This window comes from Verrucomicrobiaceae bacterium, assembly GCA_016713035.1.
Taxonomy (GTDB): domain Bacteria; phylum Verrucomicrobiota; class Verrucomicrobiia; order Verrucomicrobiales; family Verrucomicrobiaceae; genus Prosthecobacter.
Genome location: JADJPW010000001.1, coordinates 337057 through 363243 on the forward strand (window position 1 = coordinate 337057; position 26187 = coordinate 363243).

Annotated in this window: 20 protein-coding genes and 2 pseudogenes; 8 read left to right on the top strand and 14 right to left on the bottom strand. The window is 60.3% G+C overall.

Annotation, left to right across the window (positions count from 1 at the left end; all coding sequences use genetic code 11):
* Positions 1-58: 58 nt before the first annotated feature.
* The 4 genes and pseudogenes from IPK32_01405 to IPK32_01420 all read left to right on the top strand — a co-directional run bounded on the left by IPK32_01405 (position 59) and on the right by IPK32_01420 (position 1089).
* The gene (locus IPK32_01405; GenBank protein MBK8090676.1) at positions 59-301 is read left to right on the top strand and encodes a transposase; all 243 of its coding nucleotides are present in this window, start codon (positions 59-61) and stop codon (positions 299-301) included.
* The gene (locus tag IPK32_01410; GenBank protein ID MBK8090677.1) at positions 298-534 is read left to right on the top strand and encodes a hypothetical protein; all 237 of its coding nucleotides are present in this window, start codon (positions 298-300) and stop codon (positions 532-534) included. The genes IPK32_01405 and IPK32_01410 overlap by 4 nt, the downstream gene beginning before the upstream one ends.
* Positions 465-653: pseudogene (locus IPK32_01415) on the top strand (transposase). The gene IPK32_01410 and the pseudogene IPK32_01415 overlap by 70 nt, the downstream one beginning before the upstream one ends.
* Positions 643-1089, top strand: a complete 447-nt coding sequence (locus IPK32_01420) for a transposase (GenBank protein ID MBK8090678.1) — start codon at positions 643-645, stop codon at positions 1087-1089. The pseudogene IPK32_01415 and the gene IPK32_01420 overlap by 11 nt, the downstream one beginning before the upstream one ends.
* Before the next feature lie 154 nt (positions 1090-1243).
* Here IPK32_01420 and IPK32_01425 read toward each other — a convergent pair whose 3' ends face one another.
* Both IPK32_01425 and IPK32_01430 read right to left on the bottom strand, forming a co-directional pair.
* The gene (locus IPK32_01425) at positions 1244-1792 is read right to left on the bottom strand and encodes a hypothetical protein (protein MBK8090679.1); all 549 of its coding nucleotides are present in this window, start codon (positions 1790-1792) and stop codon (positions 1244-1246) included.
* 151 nt (positions 1793-1943) lie between these two features.
* Entirely contained in the window at positions 1944-7193 is a 5250-nt protein-coding gene (locus IPK32_01430; GenBank protein MBK8090680.1) for a hypothetical protein, read from the bottom strand.
* Between the two features lie 212 nt (positions 7194-7405).
* Between IPK32_01430 and IPK32_01435 the strand changes: the two genes are divergently transcribed.
* The gene (locus IPK32_01435) at positions 7406-8527 is read left to right on the top strand and encodes an Lrp/AsnC family transcriptional regulator (protein ID MBK8090681.1); all 1122 of its coding nucleotides are present in this window, start codon (positions 7406-7408) and stop codon (positions 8525-8527) included.
* 7 nt (positions 8528-8534) lie between these two features.
* Here IPK32_01435 and IPK32_01440 read toward each other — a convergent pair whose 3' ends face one another.
* Entirely contained in the window at positions 8535-9800 is a 1266-nt protein-coding gene (locus tag IPK32_01440) for a hypothetical protein (protein ID MBK8090682.1), read from the bottom strand.
* A 76-nt stretch (positions 9801-9876) separates the two neighbouring features.
* Between IPK32_01440 and IPK32_01445 the strand changes: the two genes are divergently transcribed.
* Complete coding sequence (locus IPK32_01445) at positions 9877-11664, top strand: cytochrome C peroxidase (GenBank protein MBK8090683.1); 1788 nt, start codon at positions 9877-9879, stop codon at positions 11662-11664.
* Positions 11665-11843: 179 nt separating this feature from the next.
* On the opposite strand, the gene IPK32_01450 is transcribed toward IPK32_01445, so the two are convergent.
* Positions 11844-13148: a Gfo/Idh/MocA family oxidoreductase gene (locus IPK32_01450; GenBank protein MBK8090684.1), complete on the bottom strand. Its 1305-nt coding sequence runs from the start codon at positions 13146-13148 to the stop codon at positions 11844-11846.
* Positions 13149-13320: 172 nt separating this feature from the next.
* Between IPK32_01450 and IPK32_01455 the strand changes: the two genes are divergently transcribed.
* Positions 13321-14553, top strand: a complete 1233-nt coding sequence (locus tag IPK32_01455) for a xylosidase/arabinosidase (GenBank protein ID MBK8090685.1) — start codon at positions 13321-13323, stop codon at positions 14551-14553.
* A gap of 17 nt (positions 14554-14570) precedes the next feature.
* Here IPK32_01455 and IPK32_01460 read toward each other — a convergent pair whose 3' ends face one another.
* The 10 genes and pseudogenes from IPK32_01460 to IPK32_01505 all read right to left on the bottom strand — a co-directional run bounded on the left by IPK32_01460 (position 14571) and on the right by IPK32_01505 (position 23349).
* Entirely contained in the window at positions 14571-15386 is an 816-nt protein-coding gene (locus IPK32_01460) for an aldolase (protein MBK8090686.1), read from the bottom strand.
* 9 nt (positions 15387-15395) lie between these two features.
* Entirely contained in the window at positions 15396-16622 is a 1227-nt protein-coding gene (locus tag IPK32_01465; protein MBK8090687.1) for an SGNH/GDSL hydrolase family protein, read from the bottom strand.
* 221 nt (positions 16623-16843) lie between these two features.
* Positions 16844-17976: pseudogene (locus tag IPK32_01470) on the bottom strand (exo-alpha-sialidase).
* Positions 17954-18715 carry an SDR family oxidoreductase gene (locus IPK32_01475; GenBank protein MBK8090688.1) on the bottom strand — a complete coding sequence of 254 codons (762 nt, stop codon included), beginning with the start codon at positions 18713-18715 and terminating at the stop codon, positions 17954-17956. The pseudogene IPK32_01470 and the gene IPK32_01475 overlap by 23 nt, the downstream one beginning before the upstream one ends.
* A complete protein-coding gene (locus tag IPK32_01480; GenBank protein MBK8090689.1) occupies positions 18712-19458 on the bottom strand; it encodes an SDR family oxidoreductase in 747 nt (248 codons plus the stop codon). Before IPK32_01480 ends, IPK32_01475 begins: the two co-directional genes overlap by 4 nt.
* Complete coding sequence (locus IPK32_01485; protein ID MBK8090690.1) at positions 19455-19796, bottom strand: HNH endonuclease; 342 nt, start codon at positions 19794-19796, stop codon at positions 19455-19457. Before IPK32_01485 ends, IPK32_01480 begins: the two co-directional genes overlap by 4 nt.
* A gap of 65 nt (positions 19797-19861) precedes the next feature.
* Positions 19862-20086 (bottom strand): hypothetical protein, encoded by a 225-nt coding sequence (locus tag IPK32_01490; protein ID MBK8090691.1) that lies wholly within the window; start codon positions 20084-20086, stop codon positions 19862-19864.
* Positions 20087-20136: 50 nt separating this feature from the next.
* Positions 20137-20529 (bottom strand): RidA family protein, encoded by a 393-nt coding sequence (locus tag IPK32_01495; GenBank protein MBK8090692.1) that lies wholly within the window; start codon positions 20527-20529, stop codon positions 20137-20139.
* Positions 20526-22001 (bottom strand): M81 family metallopeptidase, encoded by a 1476-nt coding sequence (locus IPK32_01500; GenBank protein ID MBK8090693.1) that lies wholly within the window; start codon positions 21999-22001, stop codon positions 20526-20528. The genes IPK32_01495 and IPK32_01500 overlap by 4 nt, the downstream gene beginning before the upstream one ends.
* Positions 22002-22008: 7 nt before the next feature.
* Positions 22009-23349, bottom strand: coding sequence for an aminotransferase class III-fold pyridoxal phosphate-dependent enzyme (locus IPK32_01505; protein ID MBK8090694.1), 1341 nt, complete (start codon positions 23347-23349; stop codon positions 22009-22011).
* A gap of 136 nt (positions 23350-23485) precedes the next feature.
* On the opposite strand from IPK32_01505, the gene IPK32_01510 reads away from it, so the two are divergent.
* Entirely contained in the window at positions 23486-26161 is a 2676-nt protein-coding gene (locus IPK32_01510; protein MBK8090695.1) for a DUF1592 domain-containing protein, read from the top strand.
* The last annotated feature ends 26 nt before the right edge of the window (positions 26162-26187 follow it).

A 26187-nucleotide genomic window follows, 5' to 3' on the forward strand; every position in this document is an offset into this window, starting at 1 on the left:
GACGCCCTTGATGCGAGTAGGCAAGCTCGTTCAATGGGAGGTCTTCGATCCGCTCATTATGAGTGCTCTCACCAGTGAGCCCAAAGGTCCTGGCGGCAGGCCACGCTTTCATCCCATGCTCATGTTCAAGGTGCTCGTGTTGCAGCGCCTCCACGGCCTGGCCGATGACGCTACGAGCTTTCAGATCACTGACCGCAACAGTTTCCGCGCCTTCCTAGGTCTGACCCCAGCAGACGCAGTGCCCGATGGTCAACCGAAGCGCAGCGGAGATAGACAGCCGCAGGCTGCCCCGCAGGGGTGAGCGCAGCGAATCAAACCATCTGCGACTTTCGCGAACTGCTCATCGCAACAAAGACCTTCGAAAGCTTGTTTGACACCTTCCTCGCGCATCTGCAAAAGGTACACGGGCTGGCTCTGGCAAAGGAAGGCGTGACGGTCGATGCCAGTTTTGCCGAAGTGCCCAAGCAACGCAACAGCCTGCACGTTGGACGAAGAAGAACAACGAGACGCACTATGGCTACAAAGACCATGTGAAAGTCGATGTGAAGGACAAGCACATCCTCAAAGCCGTCATCACCGCCGCGAGCGTGCATGACAGCCAAGTGTTGGAAGAACTCATCGAAGAGGGAGATCGCGTCGTGTATGCCGATTGACTCGCTCCCGCCACCCTTCCCGCTCGCCCTGCGGGTGCTCCTACGTCGCATCTGTCTCACTCCGTTCGGCTGCGCCTACTCGGGAGCGCCGATCGAGGCCGCGCTGGCCACCAAGAACGTCGAACCACAGATCAATGAACCGGAGCGCAGCGGAGATAGACAGCCGCAGGCTGCCCGAAGGGTGAGCGCAGCGAATCAAAAGGGTACGCGGGGCCATCCGCTCACTGACGAGCAAAAAGCCAGCAACCGCGAAAAGTCGCGCACCCGGTCACGAGTGGAGCATGTGTTTGCGCAGATGAGCGGGAGCATGAAAGCTCTCTATCAAAGGTGCATCGGCATGAAGCGCAACGTGGCCTGCCTGCAACTGACCAATCTCGTGTATAACATGCTGCGTCTTGAGCAGATCAAGCGCCTCAATCTCAATGCCGCAGCGTGAGCTGTGCCCAGATCAGACCTTCAGAAATGAAAACGACTCCGAACACCCTAAATTGGCCCTTGAAGTCACTCGAGTAATTTCAAAATGACTTCTGCCTGCGGAAGTCAGGTTGCGTAAAAAATGTTTTCGGGAGTGCCCTCGAGTCATACCGGCACTACTTCTGCGCTGTTACGGCACCACCCGCAGGCAGCGTGCGCACTTTCTGCGTGGGGCTGAGGCCGTATTTCTCCGGCTGATACATGGCTTCGATTCTCGCGGGGGGGGCGGTGGCGTCGCCTTCGGAGTTCACTCTCGCGAGGTATTTGAGGGAGAATTTGCCTTTGGCGGGGGCGTAGTCGGTGAAGAAGAGGGCGCGGTCGTTGCGGATTTCGCGGTGGTCGCAGAACCAGGGCTGGGTGCCGTCGGGGAGCTGGCCGCCTTCGCGTTCGTTCATGGTGGCGAATTCGGGGTTGATGGCTTCAAAGCAGGCGGGAAGCGGGTCGTCGATGGCGAGGTAGCGGTCGCCACCGCCGATTTCGATGGCGAGGGTGACGACGACCATGTCGCCGACGTGCAGGTCGTCGATGCCGGTGGTGCTGCCGTCCATGTTGAGTTTTTCATAGGTGCGGGCGATGGCGTAGCCTTTGTTTTCTCCGGCGAAGTCACGCTGCGGCGGATAGGCGCGGGCTTCGATGCGGGTGAAGGCTTCGCGGTCGGCGGGCATTTCGATGCGCAGCGGTGCGGCGGCGAGTTTGTCGTTGAGGGCAAAGTTGACGCTGCTGCTGGCGGCGGGTGCGGCGAGGAGGAGGTCGCTGCTGGTGGCGTCCCAGATGGCTTTGGCGACGAGGGGTTCGCCGGCTTTTTTGAGGCTGCGCTCATAGGCGGTGAGGGCGGTGAGGGTCCAGGCGTTGGCGTAGGTGTTGCCCCAGCCGCCGCTGCCGTTGCGGGACTGCAGGATGCTGACGGCGAGCTTTTCGGCGTCGGTGGTGAGGCCGAGGTGGGTGTAGGCGATGAGGCGCAGGGCTTTGTTGACGCCGCTGCCTGCCCAGTGGCCCCAGATGACGGGCGGGGCGGGCGGTGGGGTGGGTTTGGCGATGACTTTGGGCTTCGAGCCTGGATTTCGTTTTGGTTTTGCTCTTGGCGTTCTTCGCGACTTTGGGCTCGGGAGCGGGTGGTGCGGGTGGGGTCCAGCCGAGGGTTTCTTTAATTTGCTGCTCGGGGCTGTTGGCGAGGCACATGGCGAGAGCGAGATACAAGCGAGTGATCTCTGGCAGGCGCTCACGCTTGGCGTGGAGCAGGTTCATGTAAGCAGGTTCGGGCTTGCCTGCTTTGGCGAGGGTGTAGAGGGCGAAGGCGCTGTCGGTGATGATGTAGAGGTCTTTTTCTTCTTCGAGGCCACGCAGTTTTTTGGAGAGGAATTCGACGAGTTTGTTGATGGTCTCAGCAGGCACGGAGGCACCTTGATCACGGGCGCGGAGGAGCATGAGGCCGCCGTAGGCGCTGCCCCAGAGGCTGCTTTCTTGGCCACCGGGCCAATAGCTGAGGCCGCCTTCGTCGGTGGTCATTTGCAGGACTTTGTCCACACCTGCCTGGATGGCTTTTTGGGCTTTGCCGCTGCCGAGTTGGGCGGGGAACAAGGTTTCGTATTTGCCAAGGGCGAGCCACGGAACGGTGGCGGAGGTGGTTTGCTCGACGCAGCCGTAGGGATACTGCAAGATGTAGTCGAGGGCGTCGCGGGTTTCGTAGAGGCGGGTGTTGCTGACGCTGACGTTGACGCTGCCCTGGCCTTCGAGCAAAGCGGGGTTCACATCGCTGATGAGGTTGGCGGGGAGTTCGCTGCCTTTGAGGCGGGCATACTTCACGTGGCGGAGTTCGGGGAGCGGGTGCTCGACATTGAAATTGGATTCGACGGCGTCGCTTTCGGGCTGGGGGAAGTCGAGGGACTTGGCGGACCATTTCCACTTCGCGGTGCCCAATTGGTCGAAGACGACGGGGAAGGCCATTGCGGCTGTTTGGCCTGCTTTGAGGCTCAAAACGGCCTTTTTTTGCTTCAAATTGGCTCCGAAGTCGGTTTGCAGCGAAACGGGCACAAAGTCGCGTTTTTCGGCGATGAAGCTCGAAGTGGCATCCAGCTCCAAAAGGACCTCCACGCGGCCATCATGCTTGGTGGTGTTATGCAGCACGGCTTTGACCAAAAATTCGTCACCGAGGCGTGCGAAGCGCGGAACGGCGGGTTCGAGCATGAGCGGCTTATTGACCTTTACGGCGCTTTCGCCGCTGCCGAAGCGATCCACGCCTTCTGCGGCGACGGCCATGAGACGGTAGCGAGTCAGATTATCCGGTGCGACGAAGCTGGCGGTGATTTTGCCATTCGAATCGGTCATGGCGCTGGCGAGCCAAAGTGGCGTGGTGATGAAATTGGCACGGACGCGTTTCATGCTGCCTGGAGCCATGGCCATAGCGTCACCACCGCCGATGACGAAGCCTTTATTGCCGCGATCTCTGGCGGCGACTTCTTCGGGGAGCAGGCCGTCGAAGCTGGTGAAGCCGTCGATGGCGAGGGGGAACTCCGCGTGGAAGATTTCCTTCGGATTTGGTGTCTTGAAGGCCATGAGGCTGAGCACGCCTTCATCGACTGCGAAGACGGTGACATCGGCTCCGCTGACGGGTTTGCCGGTGGAGTCGGTGACGGTGGTGGTGACATTGACGGTTTCAGCGGGGCGTGCGTCGGTTTTGTCGGCGGTGAGGGCGAGGTTGAGTTCTTTGGCGTGGCTTTCGACCTTCAAAGCGCAGACGCCGATGCGGTATTCGGGCATCTTGTCTTTTTTCGGGCTGGCGGCGCTGCCGCGAATGACGATGACGCTCACAAAAATGTTCGGTGCATCGGTTTCGGTGACGGGGATTCGGACGACGGGGTTTTCCAGGCTGATGGGCGCGGTGAAGTGGCTATGGACGCGGTTGCGCTCGACGGTGACGAGGGCGGTGCCTGCGATGGGTGTTTTGACGACGATGACGGCTTCTTCGCCGGGCTTGTAGCTGGTTTTTTCCGGCTGCAAATTCATGCGGCTGCCGTCTTCCATGGCCCAGGGGAATTCATTGCCACCGACGACGTAGAAGGGCATGCGTGACATGACTTTTTTGCCATCGGCGTCTGTGGATTCGGCGGTGAGGAAGTAGATGCCGCCATGCGTGGGCGTGAAGGCGATGCTGGTGCTGGGTGGGCTGCCTGCGGTGGCGGGTTTGAGGTCGTGGCTCTGCTTATACTGCTCTTGCAGAATGACTTGGTCCTTGGTGGTGGTGCCGCCGCCTGCGGTGGCGATTTTCAGCGTGTGGTATTGCTGACGCTCGATTCGCACGTCGGTCTTCACGGCGGTGCCGGGTGCGGCGCCCTCGGGTGTGATGGCGAGGATTTCGAGCTGCGTGGCTTTGCCTGCATTGGCGAAGGAGTCGGGGCCTTTGAGGCCGAGGATGAACAGAGCACCGGGCACTTGCAGGTCGGTGGCGGTGCTGACGGTTTGCTCGTTCACGTCGGTGACTTCGGCGCTGATGTGGATGATCTGCGGCAAAGCGGCGCGGTCGGGCGGTGGCATGGGCATTTCGAGTGCGGCGGTGCCGTCTTCGCTGATGAGGAGGTCGCCATTCACGAACCACTCGGTTTCGTCGTGCTTTTCGCGATCGACGTAGTCGCCGTCGGAGTCGCGATCCTGGCCGTAGTGTGCCCAGGTGGGTGCGTCGCCAAAGTGGTAGGCGTCAAACTTCGCGGGTGGCTGGTATTGGCGTTCGGCGTTGGCGCTCCATTCGATCTCGGCGACGGAGATGGCTTTGCCCATGAGGTAGTTGGCTTTCAAAGGCACGGTGATGCGGTCTTTGGCGAACTGCGTGGCTTTGGCGTCGAGTTTGACCTCAAAGGTGTTCGGCTTGTAGTCATCGACGCGGAGGCTGAGCGTGCCTGCGGAGCTGATCTGGCTGTTGTCGTTGCCGGTTTTGAGTTCGATCTCGACCTGATAAGAGCCGAGCGGGCCGGTGGGCAGCGTGAGGTCGTCCGCCCAAGCACCGCTGGGGCTGAAGGTGACTTCTTTGTCGATGATGGTGCGGTAGCGCGGGTCACGCACGGTGAGGCGGCCTTTGCGTGGCTCGGTGTCGAGGCTCAAATCATCACCGATGAGCAAACGCGTGTGCGCTTTGAGGTGAGCGGTCTCGCCGGGTTTATAAAGAGGGCGGTCGGCGAAGATGAAGGTGCGGCGCTGCGGCTGCCAGACGTCTTCGTAGGCCTGATTGATGTCCCACGGCAGTCTGAGGCTGCTGTCACCGCTGTCGCACTCGATGACAGTGGCGTCGCCGTTTTTCTCGGCGAGGACAAAGGCGGGCTTTGGCCCCGGCACGCGGGCGATGCCGCTGCCATCCGTGTCGCCGTAGCCGAGGAGCTTCAGATCCGCATCGACGAGCGTGAGGCGCACGCCGGGCAGTGCAGCGCCGGTTTCCAGCGAGGTGGTGTAGGCGAGCGTTTCTTTGCCATTGCACTTTTGCATGAGGCCGATGTCGGTGAACTGCACGAGCGACTGCGTGATGATGCCTTTGCCGGGTGCGCCATTCGCGGCGACGCCTTCCATTTCGATGAAGAGCGGGCCGGTGGGCTGGCCTGCGAGCATTTCGGTCCATTTGAGGCTGATGATCTCGCTGCGGTCCAAGGGCTTGTTGCAGGGGAAGCTGCGATCATAGACCTGCGTACCAGGATAGCTGTCGATGGGCTGCGCTTTGTAGGCAGCTTTTTGTTTCTCGCTGCCCCAGAAGGCGTTGCGGTAGGCACGGTAACGATCCAGCGCCTGGAGCAGCTCGGCACCCGCGAGGCGCTTCGCACGGACTCGCACCTGCGTGACATTTGCCATGCTGAACTCGAAGCTGCCGCCGCCTTTGGCGAGCTGGGCGCTGATGAAGGCCGGTGCAGCGACGTAGGGCGGATTCGGGGTGAATTTGACCTCACGCACATCGGCAGCGGCGAGCGTCATGCCATCGCCACTGGTGAGTCCGGGCAGCACGGTGACTTTGTAGCTTTGATTGGCCTGGAAGGCGGCTTCGAGGGTGATGCTAGCGCCGCTGATGCCGGCTTTGATTTCGCCTGCGGGCGCTGGTTCGACCTGGATGAAGGGGAGGAGCTTTTTGGCGGCTTCGGCGATCTCTTCCGGCTTCCATTCATCATCACGACGTGGGAGGAGCTGCTTATTGGTGTAAACGTCGATGTAGTAAGGTGCATCGAAGGGCGTGTGAGCCTCTGCCGATGAGACGGCGAAAGGTTTGATGTCGCCGAGCTGGATGCTGTCGCCTTTGACGAGCGTGTTGTGGCCTGCTGCGTTGGTGAGAGTCTGGGCGATGTCGAGACGCCATTGTTTGCCGACGGGCAGCAACTGCGCGGGCTCCACGACGAGAGCGCTGAGGCGTGGCGCATCCGTTTGCAGCGCAGGCTTGGCCTTGGCGATCTGTTCGCCCCAGGTCTGCTGCGGCTCGGCGTTGCGACGCTCGAAGTCCTTGCCGGTGGCGTGGCGCACACTTGCCGCGATGCCTGCGGCAGAGTCCGGCGAGATGAATTTGATGTGCTTCGCGGCATCTGCCGGTGTGACGTTGTCATTGAACTCAAAGAGGAAGACCGGCGAGCGGTTCTGCGATTCATCACCGAACCATTTCGGATACTGGTCGATGATGGCAAAGCGGGCGCTGTTGAGCGACTCCAGCCGCTCGGTGGACAAAGCGCGGCCCGCGAGGTCGGTGAGGCCACTGCGGAGCTGGAAGTCGTAGCTCGCGGCGAATTTCGGCGATTGAGCGAGGTGAAAGTGGCCACTCCGGGTGCTGGTCCACTCAAAGCTGCCCTGGAGCTCTGGGATGACGATGAGCGGCGACTGTGCCTCCGTAGTGCCGATGCGTTCCTTGGCGATCATCGGCGTGGGGAAGACGAGCTCGATGGTGGACTCCGGTGCGAGCTCCTTCGGGTTCACGCTGAGCGTGGCGACGAGCGGCGGCGGTGCGGCGGGGGCCTTGGGGGCGGCCTCTTTTTGAGCGGGAGCCGCAGAGAGAGACGAGGAGAGTGCCAGCAAGAAAGCAGGCAGCAGCACGGAGCTGTGGGGAGTATTCATGGCGAACGAGAGTTCGCACGGAGAGTAGCATGCCGATTCACGCTGCGAGGGGTTTTTGCGTGAAATTTGGGTGAAGAGTCTCGCCGCAGGGGCGGAAGCGGAGTCGCCACCAGAGCGCAAAATTCGCCCTAAAGGCAGCTCTTCACGCCGCTTGTGTTCATATTCTGAGCCGTTAAGGATGGCACCCCTTCTATCACACCCAATCCCTGCGCATGTCTGCCATCCCTACCGAGCATAACGACCCCCTGAATGCCCAAATCCTCGCTGTCAGTGAAGATCGCGTGAAGGGCTTTCACCAGCATCCATTTCAGTTCATCGCCCAGGAGAGCGGCGTGGCTTTTGACACGGTGGTGGAGCGTATCCGTGCGATGCTCGCCGCAGGTGTGATCCGCCGTGTGCGGCAGACCCTGCTGGCGAATAAGCTCGCAGAAGGAGCGCTCGTCGCCTGGAAGCTGCCCGCAGATAAACTGGAGCCCGCTTTTGATTTCCTCTTCAAGCAAGACCCCTTCAGTGGCCATGTGGTGCTGCGCAGCACCGACCGCGAGGTCAGTGGCAGTGATTTCCGACTCTGGACGACTCTGAAGGTGCCACAAGACCGCGCCATCAATGAGCATTGTGATGTGCTGAAGCGCCTCATCGGTGCAGAGGACTACTACACGATGCAGGCGCATGGCATCTTCGCCCTGGGCGTGGGCCATGTACGGCGCAAGACGATGGAGCCCGGCGAAAAAGCCGATGAACCGGCCAAAATGATGACCACCAACATCGCCGAGCTGGATGAAGAAGAGTGGAATGTGCTGCTCCATCTCAAAGGCGACCTCCAGTCCGACGAGATCGGCCCAGAGCCATGGAAAGGCCGCGCGGAGGCTGCTGGCGTGAGTTTGGAGAAATTCTGCGAAGTGGCGAAGCGCCTCGATGAGAAAGGCGTGATCGGCCGCTTCTCCACCTTCCTCGAACATGTGAAGCCCAGCGCCACTGGCCAGCGTGTGACGCGCTTCAATGCGCTGTTTCACTGGAAAGTGCCGAAGGGCATGGAGGAGCGTGCTGGTGGTGAAGTGGGACGCCACCCGATCATGACGCACTGCTACTGGCGTGAAGGCGGAGACCGTTTTGCCAATGTGAACATCATGGGCGTCATCCACGGCAGTGACAAGGAGACCGTGCTCACGCACAAGGCCGCCATCGACAAGCATCTCGCCGATGTGGGCATCCCACTCGAGTACACGAATGTGTTCTGGGGCGGACGCAGCGAGATCAAGCCCAGCGAGATCAGCCCCGTCGTCTTCCGTGAGTTCCACGCGAAGTGGGCCGACGTCGCAGGCCCCGTGATTTAAGGAGACCTCACGGCATCACGCGTGCCTGGAAGGGCACGCGGATGTCTTTCCCGTCGATGCGCAACTGCGCATGCAGGCGCAGGGTGCCGACCTCTGGCGAATAGATCTTAAAAGCGAGTGCCGGCCCTCCGCGCAAGTCCTCACGCAGGATGTCACCACCCGTGGGATGGAGCTGGAGCAGCGTATCGCTTTCCACATAAAAGGCGGTGAGGTGAGCAAAGGCCTGCCAGATGGGCTCCAGCCGATTCACAGGCTGACCGCTAGCATCCGTGACGCGGAGATGGAGCATTTGCGTCTCTCCAGCGCGGAGTTGGTAGCCTTTGGTGCCTGCGATGCTGAGTTGGAATTTGAAGCCCTCTGCGCTGGCACTCAGCTGATCACCTTCTGGGATCACTGCGCCCTTGGCCTCGCCTGCGACAGGGAGCTCCGCAGCCGGATACTCGGGGATTCCCGTCCCAGCAGGTGTCAGGGCAGCATGGAGCCGATAGGTGCCTGCGGAGGCGGGTGTGAAGGCGGCGACGTACTCGCCTGCGGTGCTCACGGCCTTCACCGCGAGGTGATGGAACTCCTTTTTATCCGCATTCGTGACGATGAGATGCACTTTTTGCGTGTGCATGGGCCAGAGGGCTGATTCCTCCACTGGCGTGCCATCGGCGTGGCCCAGGGTGAGTGTCAGTTTCACCTCTTTTCCGGCCTGTGCGGGTGCAACGGGCTTCACCGCCATTTGGATGCCTGGTTTCTCCGCACGAGCATGGATGAAGCTATACGGGATGCAGCGCGGAAAGAGTGTTGCGGCGCAAGTGGGGCATTTTTTGCCGTTTTCACGCTCCAGCACCTCAGGATGCATCTGGCAGGTGTAGAGCTCGGATTTCACCACAGCCGTATCGAAGCAGGTGGCTAGCTCCGCGAGTGACTTTTCGAACTCAGTGAGCACTGCGGGCAATCCGTCAGCATTTTCCGCCATGCCATCACGGGCGAGCAGATTCACCTGTGCAAAGGCACGCGTGGTGAGCTGGGTCATATCCCCTTCCCGTCCGGCCTTCACCGGGCTGCGGGCCAGCATGCGGAGCGCGGGACTGCATAGAGAGATCTGCGTGGCTACCTCCAGCGGGCGGCGCTCACGCACGAGTCGGGCGGTATTCGCTGTGGCCAGACGGATGATGTTCCAGGCCTCGGTCGCGTCCGCAGGCTGCAAGACCGCCGGTGGCAGCGGCACATCAGCATGCAGCACAGCGGAAAGTGAGAAGACGAGGGCAAAAAGACGGCCAATCATGGCGCGGATGATGGAGGGCAGGCGCGGGAATGTCGAATGCGGAATGCCGCAGCATCGTTATGCTAGGATATCTCCCATGCCACCGACCTGCTTCACACGCACGCTCGCCACCGCCACAGCAGCATTCCTCATGCTGCTACTGCCCGTGCATGCGGCGACGCTGCGCCTCATCATGGAGCCGCAGGCACAGGATCGACCACTAGTCCTCAATGACACACGGCTACGCAGCACCGCTGGTGAGGAGTGGAGCATCACACGCCTGAGCATGATCCTGAGTGGGCTCTCGCTGCAAAAAGCAGATGGCACCTGGCTGCACCGACCCGATGCCGTGGCGTGGATGAATGCCGCCACGCAGCGTGATACCTGGGAGCTCACCGCATTGCCCGCAGGGGCTTACACAGCGCTGCGCTTCCACATCGGCCCGCATGCACAGGATGACTCACGCCCTCCATCCGCATGGGGGCCAGATCATCCGCTGAATCCACGCATCAATGGCCTGCACTGGAGCTGGCAGGGCGGCTTCATCTTTCTAGCGCTGGAGGGCATGTGGAAAGGCAACGATGGGAAGTCCAGCGGCTACGCCTACCACCTGGGGAGGGATGCTTTCCGCGCACAAATCACTATACCCTGCGATCTACACCTCCAGGAAGGCACCACGCAGCAGCGCATCGTGCTCGATGTGGCAGCGATTCTGAAAAACATCCACTTCGCCCGTGATGGCAGCACCACGCACTCACGAGCGGGCGATCCACTCGCGACGAAGCTGCATGACAATCTGCGCAGTGCCTTCCGCCTGCTAGCGCCAGAGGCCACCGTGGCCACCACGGTGCCCAGAGCAGCCACACCGACCAGCGCAGCCGTAAAACTGGATTACGGCAGCTCCTTTCCTCAGCCCAAACTGCCCGCAGATAATCCGCTCACTCCAGCACGCATCGCTTTGGGCCGCAGACTCTTCGCGGAGAAGAACTTCTCGCGTGATCGCAGCCTCGCCTGCGCCTCCTGCCATGCTGCCGGGGCCGCGCTGAGTGATCCGCGCCGTTTCAGCATCGGTGTACAGGGCCGTGTGGGAGAGCGCAATGCCATGCCGCTCTTCAATCTCGCGTGGAAGGATGCTTTTTTCTGGGATGGCCGCGCCCCGAGCCTGCGTGCGCAGGCGCTGATGCCCATCGTCGATCACCGTGAGCTGGATATGAGCCTAGATGCCGTCGTAGCACGCTTGCAGGATGAAAAAAGCTACGAGCAAGAATTCGCCACCGCCTTTGGCATGCCGGGAATCAGTGCAGAGCGCATCGGGCTCGCGCTGGAGGCCTTCATGCTCACACTCACCTCGCATGACTCCAAGTTCGACCGTGCGCAGCGTGGCGAGACGAAGCTCACCGCCGATGAGCAACGCGGGTTCGAGCTTTTCATGATGGAGCGTGAGCCACGGCTCGGCACACTAGGCGCGGACTGCTTTCACTGCCACGGCGGGCCGCTTTTCACCGATCACCAGTTTCGCAACAACGGCCTCCCTTTCACCGATGCGGATACGGGTCGTCACCGCGTCACGGGTGCAGCGCTGGATCGCGGCACCTTCGCCACGCCCAGCCTGCGCAATATCGCCCTCACCGCGCCCTACATGCATGATGGCCGCTTCTCCACGCTGGAGCAGGTGCTCGATCATTACAGCGAAGGCGTGCACCGCACCGACACGCTCGATCCAAATCTCGCCAAGCATCCAGACGGCGGCCTGCACCTCACGGCGGAGGATAAGCGCTGCGTCATCGCCTTTCTGCGCTGCCTCACCGATGATCGCTTTGCCAAATCACCGCAGGCAGTGTTTGAAAACCGTACACAGGCACCAAAAAAGGCGCCAGCAAAGTAGCCATCTCGCTCCGCGAGATGAGCTGGACGCGTGGCAAACCCACCGGCTTACAATCTCCGCACATCGTTCATGCTGGCGAAAGCCTTCCGCTTCATCTCGACGGAGCGAGATGGCAACATTGCTTCGCTTGATGTTTGCTAGCAGGTTTAAATACACTGCCGTAGCTGCGGCTGGCCGTGTCACACGGGATACTGCCACTCACCACGGTACTCGCGGCGGAGCAGCTTCGCGGCCTCTGCATCGCCGATGATTTGCTCTTTTTCGGCATCCCACCGGATGCTGCGACCAGCTTTGTAACTGAGCATGCCCAGCATCGGCAGGCATGAGGAGCGGTGCGCACTCTCGATGTCGGCGACAGGCTTGCGGCCCGTCTCGATGGCTTCGAGGAAGTCCGCCCAGAGCAGAGCGATGTTATGCCCATCTGGCTCCTGGAGCTGATGATTGCCGTGCTTCTCGCCGTCCTTCGCATTGGCAGGATGAAAGGTCCAACCATCGCGCCAGCCGATGTGGAGCACGCCTTTTTCACCATAGAAGTAGGCACCGATGCCATGCTTCTCGCTGTCATTGCCCGCGAACTTGCGGTGCTCCCAGACCGCCGTGAAGTTCTCGAACTCAAAGGTCGCCACCTGATGATCTGGCGCATCGGTGGTCTGCTCTTTCTCATTGAGCACTGGGGCACCGGCGATGTCACGCCCACCCGTGCAGAAGACTGTTTTCGGCCCCTTCTCCCCGCTCCACCAGAGGATCTGATCGAGCCAGTGCACTCCCCAGTCACCCATGGTGCCATTCGCGTAATCGAGGAAGTTCCGCCAGCCGCCGGGATGCAGCTTGGTATTGAATGGACGTAGCGGCGCAGGGCCGCACCACATATCCCAGTCCATGCCCTCCGGCACCTTGCTGTTCGGCTTCGGCTGCTCCAGCCCACCTTTGCTATGCGCAAAGACTCGCACCATGCCCACCTTGCCCACGGCACCGGACTTCAGGAAGTTCATCGCCTCGACGTGATGCGGCCCGATGCGCCGATGCAGTCCTACTTGCACGACGACTCCTGCCTCGCGTGCCGCTTTCACCATCGCCTGGCTCTCGCCGATGGTGTGCCCAGTGGGTTTTTCGACCAGCACATGCGCCCCAGCCTTGCATGCAGCGATGGTTTGCAGCGCATGCCAATGATCCGGCGTGGCAATGATGACGATCTCAGGCTTCTCCTTGGCCAACAGCTCGCGGAAGTCTTGGTAGAGCTTCGGCTCGTCGCCATTGAGGCCATTCACATCATCTCCCGCGTTCGATGCCACATCCTCATGCACATCACAGAGGCCGCAGACCTTCACCCGCTTCGATGCGATAGCCTCGCGCAAAATATTCATCCCCCACCAGCCCGAGCCGATCAGAGCGACGCGGTATTTCTTATCCTTATCCGCTCCAAAGATGTGAAAAGCAGGTGCTGCGAGTGCGGCAGTCGTGAGGAAGGTGCGGCGTGAGGTCATGAGTGAAGTGGCGTAACGAGCATGGAACAGCGGAAACAGAAAACCAGCCCCGCGTTTTCTCATGAACGAGGCCCATGGCAAGCCTTTTTCTGCCACCCACGCTTTCCCAGCCAAGCACTGACTCGAATCGCACTTCACATCCCTCGAAACATGCGCATTGGTTTTGCTAAGTATGCGCCATTTCTTCCTCACGAGTCTGCTTCTCCTCTCCACACATCTCCCAGCGTCCGATACGCTGACAGGCAGCGTGATGTGCGGTTATCAGGGCTGGTTCTCCACGCCAGCGGATGGCTCAGGGCTCGGCTGGCGGCATTACGGTTTTGAAAAGCCCGGTCAGTGCCACATCGACCTCTGGCCGGATGTGAGCGAGCTCGATGCAGATGAAAAAGTGCCCACACCGCTCCTTTTCGCCGATGGCAGTCCCGCGCACGTTTTTAGCTCCGCCAATGCCAAGACCACGCGGCGGCATTTTGACTGGATGCAGCAGCACGGCATCGACGGCGTGTTTTTGCAGCGATTTGGCTCCGTACTGCGTGATCCACGCTCACGGGCACATGCCGACACGGTGCTGGAAAACGTGCAAAAAGCCGCAGAGGCCACTGGGAGGACTTTTTGCATCATGTATGACCTCAGTGGCATGCGGGCAGGCGAGATCGACTCCATCGTCATGCAGGACTGGAAGCGGCTGCGCCGCGAAAAACGCGTCCTAGAGAGTCCTGCGTATCAAAAACATGCCAAAAAGCCCGTGGTGGCCGTGTGGGGCATCGGATTCGGCGATGACCGCGCCTACTCACTCGATGAATGCCACGCCTTGCTGCGCTTACTCCATGACAATCCCGAGTGGGGCGGCCTCACCGTCATGGCTGGCGTGCCCTGGGGCTGGCGCACACTCGACCGCGATGCCGCACCCGATGCACGGCTCCATCAAGTACTGGGCAAGGCCGACATCATCAGTCCATGGGCCGTCGGTCGCTATCACGATGAAAAATCCGCCTCGCACATGATCACCAGCATCCACACCGCCGATGCCGCATGGTGCCAGGCCCGTGGAAAGGACTACCTGCCCGTGATCTTCCCAGGCTTCAGTTGGGCCAATCTGATGAAGATGCGCGGCAAAGAGGCCAAGCTCGATCAAGTGCCTCGCCACGGAGGCCGCTTCCTCTGGCATCAGGCCCAGCAGCGTATGCAGTTAGGCTCACGCATGCTCTACGTGGCCATGTTTGATGAGTTGGACGAAGGCACCGCGATCTTCAAAACCGCCTCCACAGTGCCCGTCGGCACCGTCGGCTTCGTCACAGAGCCCACACTGCCATCGGATCACTACCTCTGGCTAACCGGGCAGATCGGCCGCATCCTGCGCGGTGAAATGCCGCTGCCAGATGCCATGCCCGAGCGGAAACTGTGATGGCTGCCACGCGGCACTCAATACGTCTTCCCCGCCGGGATCGCGGCGATGTCACTGCTTTCCGACAAAGCGGTATCGAAGTCTTTCGCACACGCCGCCAGGTGAGAGTGGACCGCACCGAATTCACTCCCATACGCCACGAGGCGTGCCCCCAGAGCGATCAGCGCACGCACATCTGCCAGCGTGCCCACAGGGCGCCCCCAGGCCTTGCCATGCTTCACACACGCGGCGTTCAGATTCTTCTGCACCTCGATCATCACCGGATCACTCACCGCAGGTGTGCAGCCCAGCCGCAGCGAGATGTCACCCGGTCCCAGAAATAACAGATCCACTCCCGGCACCGCCGCGATGGCTTCCACGTTTTCTAGCGCCTGCGGAGTCTCGATTTGCACCATGAGAAACGTCTCTCGATTCGCCTGCTCTGTGTAATCCGCAGGCTTCCCGATCCAGTAGTCCGCATCACGCCCACCACCGCAGAAACCACGGTCGCCCATCGGCGGAAACTTCACTGCCTGCACCAGCGCCCGCGCTTCCTCCGGTGTGCTGACATGCGGGATCATCAATCCAGACGCACCATCCTCCAGCAGGCGGTAGAGCGCATTTTTCTCTTTCGTCGGTGGACGATACAGGCAGTCGATGTCCGCCGCATGGTGCTGCGCCAGCATGGCATCTGCCTCACGCGGTTCCCAGGTGCGGTGCTCCGCATCCAGCCAGATACCATCAAAGCCAAAGTGCGCCGCCACCGCCGGGTAAAACATAATCGGATTTCCCAAGCTACAAACACGGGCGACTTGCCCAGAGCGGATTTTGGCGAGGATTTTAGAACGGCGCATAAAAATGGATTAACGAGAGGTGGATCGGAGATGAGGGGCGAGCCAGTGAGTCAACAAATCAGCAGTCGTGGACCTGTCCCCTTCCCTGCGGTCGATCATGTGGAGGTCTTGAGCCTGGATCAACTGCCGAGCGAGCTTTTCATGCGCCATCTGCTCTGCGGGGAGCTGCGTATTCGTCGCGGAAGGCACCACCACGATCACATCCCACTGCTGCGGCCCGAAACTGAGCGCCAGATTCATCGTCCAGGAGTAATTGGCATGAAAAGCCTCCATTTTCCCCACTGGCACAGCACCAGGGATGGCGATGAGCACGAGATCAGGAGCCATCGCTCGCACTTTACCAGCAAAGGCACGGATCTGCGCCAGCGTCTGTCCCTGCGTCGGCCATGGCGTGACCTGCATGACCGCCTGCGGAAAGGCATGCTGAATCGCCGACGTGATCAGTGTGTCATACGGCGGCATCGCCAGCACATGGATGGGCCGCCCCTCCGCCAATCGAGCCCGCGTGTGGCGCAGCGCAGGCTCTGGCGGCCCTACACCAGCCAGGGATGTCTTCTGGCCCGTGATCGTCTGCGCGATCGTCTCGGCAAAGAGCCGATGCCCCGCCATGTTCGGATGGATGTCGTCACTCAGCAGCAGATTCCACGCCGATGTATCCCGTGCATGCACCGCCTCAAAAGTCGCAAAACAATCTGCCACCGCCAGCGACTCAGACTGCGCCACATCGCGAATTATTTGACTAAACTCCGCCAACCGAGCCGCTGGGCGCTTTTCAGACGGATAGATGGAGTTCTGCGTGCAGAGGACGACCTCCGCCCCGATGCCGCGACAGCGCAGGATGATCTCACGCAGATGCTTTTCAAAAGCCACCGCCTGTGTGCCCACGAGGTCATTCATCCCAAACATCACCGTGACCAGATGCGGCCGATGCGACAGCACATCACGTTCCAGGCGCTTCAAGCCACCAGCAGTGGTATCACCACTGATGCCCGCATTGCGCACACTCACCAGCGCCTGCGGATGGATCTGCTTCAGAGCGATCTCCAGCATCTCCGGGTAAGCACGCAATCCACCGCTATGATAATAGACCCCCGTGATGCTATCTCCGATGCAAACGATGCGAACCGGCTCTTTGCCAGCGGCAAGGAGCTGCGCCGTTTTCAGCGGTGCAGCAGGCAGCTGACTCAAGCAAGCCAGCGTGCCTGCGACGAAGATGAGGAGAGTGCGGCAATTCATGAACAACTCATCATACGGCCCACCGAGCCCATTTCACCCAGTGGAATCGCAATCAGTAATCAGTAGCAAGCTTCTAAATTTACCTGGCAGTATAGCGGCATTCAGTTGCCTTCATTCTGTTGCCAATCTGCCAATGAGATTTCACAAAAGATGAACCCTGGGCGTGTAACTTACTTTGAAGGTCCTGCCGCCGACTTTCGTGAGGCAGTGATGCATGGTCTTCAGGGCTGCTTCAGCCAATCGAGGGTGATGCGGCGTATGCGGAGGCGGTTGAGGGCACCGACTTTGCTGTCGCCGGCGCAGTAGCCGATGAGCATAGCATCACCGATGAAGTGGATGGCGGTGTAGTGGTAGAGACCGTCGGGGTCGCTTTCGATGAGTTTGCGCTGCGGCCAGGTTTTGCCGCCGTCGGTGGAGAGGGCGGCGACGAAGGGATTGCGCTTTTTGGCGGGAATGGGAACTGGCCGGAGTGATCGTTGAAGATGGCGAGCAGGTCGCTGCTGCCGGGCAGGCGCTTGATGCTGGCGGGACCGTTGGGGGATTTGAGTTCGGTGGGTTCGGGTGGGGTGAAGGTCTTGCCCGCATCGGTGGAGCGGAAGCCGTATTGCGTGCCCTGATCGGTGCGGGACCAGGAGAAGAGGCTGCCATCGGCGAGTTCGACGACGCCGGGCTCTTGCAGACCGCTGCCACTGCGCACGGGCATGGCCCACCAGCTTGAGGATTCGGTCCAGGTGCTGCCTTCATCATCGGAATAGAGCCAGGTGGCGATGGCGCGTGCGTCCCAGGATTTGCTGGTGTGCGGATCGGTGCCGCGTGAGCGGTGAAAGGCGAGCGGGACGATGAGGCGGCCTTTGCTGGTCTGGATGACGCGGTCGTTGTTTAAGACGAAGTAACCTGGCGCTTGCTGGATGAGCTGGGGCTCGGTCCAGGTCTCGCCGTCATCGGTGGAGAGGCGCATGTGCGGGCGGCAGTCGATCCAACTGTTTTTGATGCAGTAAAACATGGCCAGCTTGCCACTGGCGAGGCGCAGCAGCGACACGCTCATCACATTGTTACCGCCTGTGTTTTCCACCACGGTGACAGGCGGGCTCCAGGTGCGGCCTTGATCGTCCGAATGGATGCGCACGAGGCGTGCGGGGCTCTCATCGGCATTGCCACCGTAGAACTGCGAGTAGATGAAGATGACGCGACCAGAGGCCAGCGTGGCAAAGGAGCCTTCGGAGTTACGCGGATGCTCTTTGGAGGGCTCGACATTGAGCGTGACGAGGCTTTCGGCGTGGGCAGAGAGGGTGAGGAGGAGAAAAAAGAGGGCTTTCATGCCAAACATACGTTCACCACACCGTCCATCCACCATCGACGGCGAGATTTTGACCCGTGATGAAGGTGGAAGCATCGCTGAGGAGAAAAGCGACAGCTCCAGCGATTTCGGGCGACTGACCGACACGGCCCAGAGGCACCTTTTTCGAGAGCCTTTCGATGAAGGCGGGCTGTTGAACCTGAATCGTCGGATTGGGGAAAGGGCCAGGGCTAATGGCATTGCAGCGCACGCCGCTTTTACCGTAATGAACGGCAAGGTAGCGCGTGAGCTGCTGGATGCCCGCTTTGCCGACGCCGTATTCGACAGGATTGGGGTTCATCGGGGCCTGGTAAATATGCGGATCAGGCGAGACGCTGCCATACATGCTGGAAAAGAGCACCAGGCTGCCGCTACCGCGCTCCGCCATGGCATTGCCGATGGCGCGGGCGAACGTGAAGGTGGCGGTGAGGTTGCCGTGGTTCGCGTGATCGAACTCGGCAGCGGTGAGTTCATCAAATTTCTTCGCCGTGGAGGCATACGTCATCACCACCAGGCCATGCGGCACGCCACGAGCAGCGATTTGATCCGCGATGAACTTTTCGAGCGCTACAGTGTCCGCCGCATCAAGATCAGCAGCGGTCACGTTCGGAGCATTTTGAGCCTTTCCGGGCAGATCTGCGCACAAAACGGTCGCGCCGAGCTGTGTGAGTATTTTGACCACTTCCTGGCCCAGATAGCCTGCGCCGCCGATGACCCAGATGTCGCGATTTGGCAGTGAAAAGGGCGTTTCGCTCATAATTTGCCGATTTGAGTCGTGGTGAGGCCTCCGTCGATAGTGATGATTTCACCGGTGATGTAGCTAGCCGCTGGTGAGCAGAGAAAAACCACCGCCCCGGCACAATCCGGTGGCGCACCGACTTTACCTAGCAGGATTTTTTTCTCATAATGCTTCAGCAGATCATCTGCGCGGCTTTCCATCCAGGTGCCCGTCAGCGGCGTGCGGATGAGCCCTGGCGCGATGCCATTCACGCGGATGCCATGCGGTGCGAGCGAGGCCGCGAGTGATCGCGTCATCATGACGAGGCCGCCTTTACTGGTGTCATAAGCCACGCTGTCGGCCTCTGCCTGAAATCCATTCGTAGAGCTGACAATGACGATGCTGCCACCACCGCCCAACGCCACGCGTCTTTTCGCAAAGGCTTGAGCGAGAAAGAAGGTGGCGCGGAGATTCAGCGTGACCGTTTTCTCCCACTCCACCGCTGTCATATCGAGAAAAGGCGTGTCAAAGAAGCTGCCAGCATTCAGCACCAGCGTATCGATGTCGGGCTGGAGGACGAAGGCTGAATCAATCAGCAAATCAGGCCCCGCCGCATCGGATAAATCCGCGCGGACATACCCCGTGGCACTCGGTATCTCCTGCAATCCATGCCGCACCACCGCAGCCCCCGCATCCTCTAATCCCTGCGCAATCGCGGCACCAATGCCCTGCGAGGAACCTGTGACCAGAGCCGCGTGATTTTGGAGTGAGAAGTGGGTCATGAGAAGGGTGGGAAGAGACCAAAGAGTGCTTCAGCAGTGCGCACACGCTGGCGACGAGGGTGATTGAGATCGAGAGCAGAAATAGTAGCTCGCCCGACAGAAGTTAGCCCGATGATCGTCGTGCCCTGCCAGGCAAAGTGCTGTCCCCAATTATCCTTTCGTGGGTGATACAGCTCCATTAGCAGACCGGTTTCCGGGTCCAGCGCATGAGTTCGATCCGATTTGTGCAAATTGCGTCCACATGCGACAGCGAGGTTTTGCTCCTCCGACACCCCACCCAGAATACGTGGTAGAATGTGCTCCACATGAAACGTGGCGACCTGGAGTGACTGCGACATTCCACAGTATTCACACCGCCCGCCAGCGCGAGCTTGCACAAGAGCCGTGATGCGAGCGGATACGCTCATGCAGGGCGGGAACCTAGCAATTGGAGTGCTTGTGCACGTAGGACGGAAAAATCTTCACTCAGGGCAGCAAGCGCGGCGAGTTCTTCTTTTTCCTCCGCCAGTAGAAGCCCATCATTATTCCGATCCATCAACTTCCTCAGGTGCCCATCCGTTTGGGATGGCAACCTAAAGTCCACAATAGACTGAATCCATGCGGCAGGAACTGAGATGGTGGCGTTCATGGGTTGGAAAATGCGGGACCGTGATGTTTTTGTCAACGCTTCGCTTTGCATCACGTCAGCCGCCTCACCGCCACCGCCTCGATCTCATAGCGGAGGCTGGAGGGCAGGCAGTTGGTGATGGTGGTGCGGGCGGGTTTTGGATCAGGGAAGTACTCGCGGTAGAGTTGGTTGTAGAGAGCTACGTCTTCGGCATCGCGGACGTAATTCCGCGTCTGCACGACATGGGCCAGATCGCTACCGGCGGATTCCAGCACCTTGCGGAGATTTTCCACACTGCGGCGGAATTCGCCCTCAAAGCTATCGCTGATGATCCCTCCTTTGGCATCCACACTGGCTTGGCCAGAGACGAAGATGAGATCACCCACGACGACGCAGGGGCTGAAGGGCAGATGCGAGGTCGGCGTGTCGGGATTGCAGGGATAGGAGACGAGTGGATGGTTCATGCATCGAGCGGGTAAATGGGGCGGCGGATGTGCTTGTAGGGCAGCGTTTTCAGATTGCTGCTGCATGGACCAGGTGTGTCCACCCAGAGCATGCGTGCGGCGATGGGATCATAAGCTCGCCGATGAGCGACGGCGGCCTTCACCGCGATGACGGAGAGCTGCGTCGGCTCGATCCCCTGGCTGCGCCACTGACCGAGGTCAAAGGGCGGCGTCTTGGTGCTGGTGAGCAGGATGGTGAGGCCTGTATGGCGGACGACCGCAGTCGGCCCCATGTCGAAACGATCGCCGCACATGCTGGCGAGATGGCTTTGCTTATCCTCCAGCTCGAAGCAGCCATCGCTCAGTGCAATGACCTCGACCTCCAGCTCCACAGGACCCGCATCCAGTCGGCTACCTTTGCCACCAATGCTCAGTGTGACACGGGAGCCGATCCCAGAGGCAGCGGCAGCCTTCACTGCCGCAGGATCAGCGATGCAGATGGCGCTATTCGCGACTTCAAAGTCGAGCAAAGCACGCAACAGTCCCGTGCCATCGCCAGGAGCACCTCCGCCGATATTGTCCGAGGGCTCGACGAGCACTGTGAGGCCACTGGTGGCAGCAAGCACCAGCTCCATGATCTCATTGAGCGGCGGATCGATCACATTGCCGAGTCCACGCAGTTCATGCGCCTTAGCGGACAACGATTTGAGACAATCCTCCATCGCCTGCTGATCGGTGCCCGTGGCTAGCAGGCTGACGCCCGTATCTTTCGTGTCGGCAAAGGCAAAACCAGCCACGACACTGACTGACCATATCCCCGAGCGCTTCTCCATCTCACGGGCCATGGTCTCCAAAGTCTTCATCGGGTCATTGGATGTCGCCGTGCCCGTCGGCGGCCACACGATGGAGCAAATCTGCACCTTTTGATGCGGTAGCTCGCCTGAGCTCAGACAACGCTGGAGCAAGCGAGCTGACACGCAGGCTGCCTCACGAGCATCCGTGTGGGGATTCTCTCGGTATCCAACGAGGCATTCGCTCAGAGCAGCCATTCTTGCGGTAAAATTGGCATGTAGATCAAAGACGCCGAACAGCGGCAGCTTCGCCAGCGCTGGAATGGCGCGGATACGCTGAAGAAGCTCTCCCTCCACATCCTGAATGCGCTGCGAAGTCATCGCTCCATGCAGGACAAAGTAAAACGCATCGAGCGGTTGGCTGAAATGTGGCTCAGCGTGGTTGATAAAATCCTTCCAAAAGGTCTCCACGACATCATCCTCCACCGTGGCACTCGGTTGTGCGCGGTAATCGACCGTGGGCAGCACTTCCCAGCCGAATTCCTCTGCCAGCTCGAGCACGCCACCGAGCGGTGAGCTATCGCCTTTGGCCATGAGCATGTCTTGGCCACGAGTGATGTGGAAATCACCAAGGCCCGTGGTGCCATCCAGAAACGTGTGCGTCTCGTGGAATAGACCGGAGATGAGGACTCGCTTTTTCATGTTCGGTTTAGGCTGCGCTCCACTCCGCAGCGTGTTGGGCAAAGGCGGGCGCGGCGCGTTCCAGAGCTTCGGTGATGTGCTCCTCGCGGTGGGCGAGGCTGACAAACCACAGGCCGCGCTCGATGGCGCGGACGCCGTGATCGAGCAGGCAGCGACGCAGATGAGCCCAGCGTGGCGCATCCTGGCGACGGGCGTAGTCGCGGTAGTCGCGGATAGGGCCTTCGGCGGCACCTTTTTTGAGCATCACGGCGTGGAAGGCCGCGCCGGGGCCCTGGGGGCGCAGGGGGATGCCATTTTGATCCGCCAGCGTGCGCAGGCCGTGCATCAGCTTTTGTCCGAGCTCCGTGACGACACGCGGATGCGTGTCTCCGAGGCTCAAAACATGATCGAGGCACCATTTCGATGCCGCGAGGCAGAGCGGATTCCCATTGAGCGTGCCTGCATGCACGACCTGCCCCGAGATGATTTTTTGAAACGCCGCTTCTTTGCCCACCAATGCCGCAAAGGGCAATCCACCGCCGATGGCCTTGCCCAGGATCGTCAGGTCCGGCGTGAAGCCCAGGAACTGCTGCGCACCACCCGGCGCAAAGCGGAAGCCCGTGATCGTTTCATCCGCGATCATGAGCATGCCATCGCGGTCGCATAGCTCGCGGATGGTGGCGATGAGGCCGTCCACCGGCTCCATGCAGCAGGTGTTGCACATGATGGGCTCAAAGATGATCGCAGCGATCTGACCGCGATGACGCTCCACCACGCGGCGGAGGTGATCGGGGTCATTCCAGCGGGCGACGACAAAGGTATCGAGCACCGCAGGAATCACGCCCTGGGAGGGATGCAGCCGCGTAGGGGCCTCATCGTCGCCCCATAGATCCGGCGGGGGTGCGAAGCCGACGAGCCCCTCATCCGCCCAGCCGTGATAAGCGCCCTCAAACTTCAAAATGAGCGGCTTGCCTGTGTGCGCACGAGCGAGGCGCAGCGCGGAGAGCACGACTTCCGTGGCACTATTATTGAAGCGCACACGCTCCGCCCCAGGCATCAGTTTTTGCAGCCGCTCGGCCACATCGATCTCCAGTTCACTCTGCGCCGCCCAGTGGGTGCCTTTGTGCGCCTGTGCGGCGATGGCATCCGCCATTCCCGCTGGTGCATGACCATAGAGCAGAGCCCCCTGCCCTATCTGGAAATCCAGGCACTCATTGCCATCCACATCCCACAGGCGCGGGCCATCCCCGTGGTCAAAGTAGAGCGGCACTGGCTGCTCCATTTTGCGAATGCCGCTATTCACGCCAGCAGCGATGGATTTTTGGGCACGTTCAAAGAGGCGGCGAGAGGTGGCGTAGCGATCAGACATGAGAAGGCGAATACGAAGTGGAATGCAAAAGCTGTCGGCATCCTGTTCCCTCGTCAAAAAAATCTGATCACCATTCCAGCTCAATTTGACCACAGTTCCATGAAGGCTCGCGCTGCATTCCGCCGTTTCCCCGCCCGTGATTCGCCTCCTCGTCATCTTTGTCTTCAGTCTTTCCTGCACCACCGCAGCGGAAATCCGCCCACTGCTGCAAAAATACTGCCTCGACTGCCATAACGCCGACAAACAAAAGGGCGATGTCGATCTCACGCACTTCGGCTCACCGCAAAATGTGGTGAAGGAATTCAAGCTCTGGCAAACCATGCTCCAGCAGGTCGAAGAGGAGGAAATGCCGCCAAAGAAGCCGCTACCCCGCAGTGCTGATCGGGCGGAGATCGTCGCGTTTCTGCGCAAGGGCATCGACTCGGTCGATTGGAGCCAGCAGAAAGGTATCGAGCACGTCACGCTACCGCGACTGACCAAAACCGAATACAACAACACCCTGCGTGATCTCCTCGGCATCGACTTTGAGCCCGGCAAGCTGCTGCTGGATGATGGCCCAGGCCTTTCGGGCTTCACGAATGATCGCGATGCGCTTTTCATCTCCCCCGCGCTGGCGGAGCAGCTTTTCGATGCGGCGGATTATGCTCTGCAAAGCATGCTCAATCTGCGCCAGCAGCCTTACACGAAGCACTTCGAGGCCGAAAACATGCTCATGACGGAGCGCAGCGCGAAGCCCGAGGACCTGCCCGGCGGCGGAGTCGGCTACTCGCTGGCCGGAGCGGGGCAGCGCACCCTTTATGACGAGGTGATCGTGCCTGCGGATGGCTGGTATCGGCTGACAGTGAAGCACGTCGGCCGAGGTGGAGATAGCGGCATGCGTCTGCGCATCGACAACGAGCCACGGGCGCTTCTGAAGTGCCTCGACAACGCACCGCAGGAGGAAACGATCGAGCTACTGCTCCGTGCTGGCACGCATCAGATGACCTGGAATATCGACAACACCAGCCTGCGTGCCGCAACACCGGCACCGCTGCGCAAAAACAGAAAGGCAGCACCAAAGGGCGGTTATCCTGTCTTTGATCAAAAGAAGGCTGCGCCGCTAGTGAAGGATGCGGCAGCGAAGAATGCGCCAAAGCTGCCGCTGCCCGCAAATGCCACAGACGAGATCAAGAAGCTCACCGACACACTCAACCGCAACTTCCAGAACATGCAGATGCGCATCGAGTATCTGCGTGCGGTGACGCCCGCTGGCAGCCCGAACGATCTGCGCAGCTTTTACAATCTACTACCAGAGCGCACCGAGGCGATGGTGGTTGTGAAGCATCAGCTCGCCAAGGTGATGCAGCTCTCCGTAGCCGAGCTGGATCGCCAGATCGAGGCTGCGAACGTGCAGAAGCTCGCCAGCAACCGCGAAGTGGTGGGTGATTCACTCCAAGTGCTCGATCTGAATTTTGATCCCGCCTCGCTCATCGGCAGTGCAGAGGCTCAAAAAGCCGTGAAGGCCGAAAAAGTCGGTGCGCCAGGAGTGGACTGGATTCGCGTCGCAGGCCCGATCTCGCCCACAGGCTTAAAACCACGCGAGATCTTCCAAAGTGATGCCAAAGCCGCTTTGAGTGCCTTTTTGCCAAAAGCCTTCCGTCGGCCCCTGCGAGCCGGAGAACTCGAAAAACACCTCGCGCTTCATGAAAAGGCCCAAAAACGCGGCGAATCGCCCGAACAGGCTCTGAAACTGGCTTTCGCCGCCGCATTGACCTCACCGAGCTTCTTGTTCCGCGATGAGTTGCGTGCCGGAAAGCTCAACGATCATCAGCTCGCCAGCCGCTTGAGCTACTTCCTCTGGATGACCATGCCGGATGATGAATTGCGCACTCTCGCCGATGCCGGAAAGCTGCACGACGACGCTACGCTGCGTGTGCAGGTGCGGCGCATGATCGCTGATTCGCGCTCGCGGGCCTTCACGAGCACGTTTTTGAGCCAGTGGCTGGGCTTCTCCGGCCTGGGCACCGAGCATGTGCCGGATGCGCGGAAGTTCCGCGACTTCACACCCGCGCTGGCGGATGCGATGAAACTGGAGCCCGTGCTCGTCTTTGAAAACCTCCTGCTAACTGGCGGCAGCCTCTCTCGCTTGCTCGATAGCCGCGAAACCTTTGCCAATGCCGAGCTGGCGAAACTTTACGGCATCGCAGTGAGTGGCGAGGCCATGCAGCCGGTCAAATTCACCGATGACAAGCGTGCGGGACTTCTCGGCATGGCGGCCGTGCTCACCGCCTCCTCCACGCCGAACCGCACGAGCCCCGTGATTCGCGGCAAATGGCTGCTCGAAAACCTCCTCGGCCGCAAACTCGCCGAACCACCCGCCGATGCCGGTCAGCTCGATGACAAAGCCGGTGATCGCGGCAAGACACTGCGTGAAGAGCTCGCCGCGCATCGCCGCAACGAAAGCTGCGCCAGTTGCCATGACAAGATCGACCCCATCGGCTTCGGTTTAGAGAACTTTGATGCCATCGGCCGCTTTCGCGAAAAGGAAGCAGGCAAGCCTGTCGATGCCACTGGCACCCTCCCCGGCGGCATTTCAATCAACGGCCCCGCCGAGCTACGAAACGCCATCCAGCAGCACCACGCCGATGAATTCCTCCGCAACGTCACCCAGCGCCTCACCGCGTTTGCGCTTGGTCGTGCCTTAAAGCCCCAGGATGAAGGTTTGATCCGCCAGTTGCTCGCCCCCCTGAAACAAAACGACCACCGCGCCGACGTCCTCATCGAGTCCATCGTGCTCAGCGAGGCGTTTCGGACTCAAGGCACCACACCTTGAAGCCCGGAGGGCTTCCCTACGAATGG

Bases quoted from the DNA above. Each gene is read 5' to 3' on its own strand.
- IPK32_01490 (MBK8090691.1), bottom strand. From the start codon at position 20,086: ATGAACGCCACCATCTCAGTTCCTGCCGCATGGATTCAGTCTATTGTG.
- IPK32_01450 (MBK8090684.1), bottom strand. From the start codon at position 13,148: ATGACCTCACGCCGCACCTTCCTCACGACTGCCGCACTCGCAGCACCT.
- IPK32_01405 (MBK8090676.1), top strand. From the start codon at position 59: ATGAGTGCTCTCACCAGTGAGCCCAAAGGTCCTGGCGGCAGGCCACGC.
- IPK32_01455 (MBK8090685.1), top strand. From the start codon at position 13,321: ATGCGCCATTTCTTCCTCACGAGTCTGCTTCTCCTCTCCACACATCTC.
- IPK32_01465 (MBK8090687.1), bottom strand. From the start codon at position 16,622: ATGAATTGCCGCACTCTCCTCATCTTCGTCGCAGGCACGCTGGCTTGC.
- IPK32_01480 (MBK8090689.1), bottom strand. From the start codon at position 19,458: ATGACCCACTTCTCACTCCAAAATCACGCGGCTCTGGTCACAGGTTCC.
- IPK32_01445 (MBK8090683.1), top strand. From the start codon at position 9,877: ATGCCACCGACCTGCTTCACACGCACGCTCGCCACCGCCACAGCAGCA.
- IPK32_01505 (MBK8090694.1), bottom strand. From the start codon at position 23,349: ATGTCTGATCGCTACGCCACCTCTCGCCGCCTCTTTGAACGTGCCCAA.
- IPK32_01485 (MBK8090690.1), bottom strand. From the start codon at position 19,796: ATGTCGCAGTCACTCCAGGTCGCCACGTTTCATGTGGAGCACATTCTA.
- IPK32_01440 (MBK8090682.1), bottom strand. From the start codon at position 9,800: ATGATTGGCCGTCTTTTTGCCCTCGTCTTCTCACTTTCCGCTGTGCTG.
- IPK32_01435 (MBK8090681.1), top strand. From the start codon at position 7,406: ATGTCTGCCATCCCTACCGAGCATAACGACCCCCTGAATGCCCAAATC.
- IPK32_01495 (MBK8090692.1), bottom strand. From the start codon at position 20,529: ATGAACCATCCACTCGTCTCCTATCCCTGCAATCCCGACACGCCGACC.
- IPK32_01460 (MBK8090686.1), bottom strand. From the start codon at position 15,386: ATGCGCCGTTCTAAAATCCTCGCCAAAATCCGCTCTGGGCAAGTCGCC.
- IPK32_01475 (MBK8090688.1), bottom strand. From the start codon at position 18,715: ATGAGCGAAACGCCCTTTTCACTGCCAAATCGCGACATCTGGGTCATC.
- IPK32_01420 (MBK8090678.1), top strand. From the start codon at position 643: ATGCCGATTGACTCGCTCCCGCCACCCTTCCCGCTCGCCCTGCGGGTG.
- IPK32_01500 (MBK8090693.1), bottom strand. From the start codon at position 22,001: ATGAAAAAGCGAGTCCTCATCTCCGGTCTATTCCACGAGACGCACACG.
- IPK32_01425 (MBK8090679.1), bottom strand. From the start codon at position 1,792: ATGCCCGCCGACCGCGAAGCCTTCACCCGCATCGAAGCCCGCGCCTAT.
- IPK32_01430 (MBK8090680.1), bottom strand. From the start codon at position 7,193: ATGAATACTCCCCACAGCTCCGTGCTGCTGCCTGCTTTCTTGCTGGCA.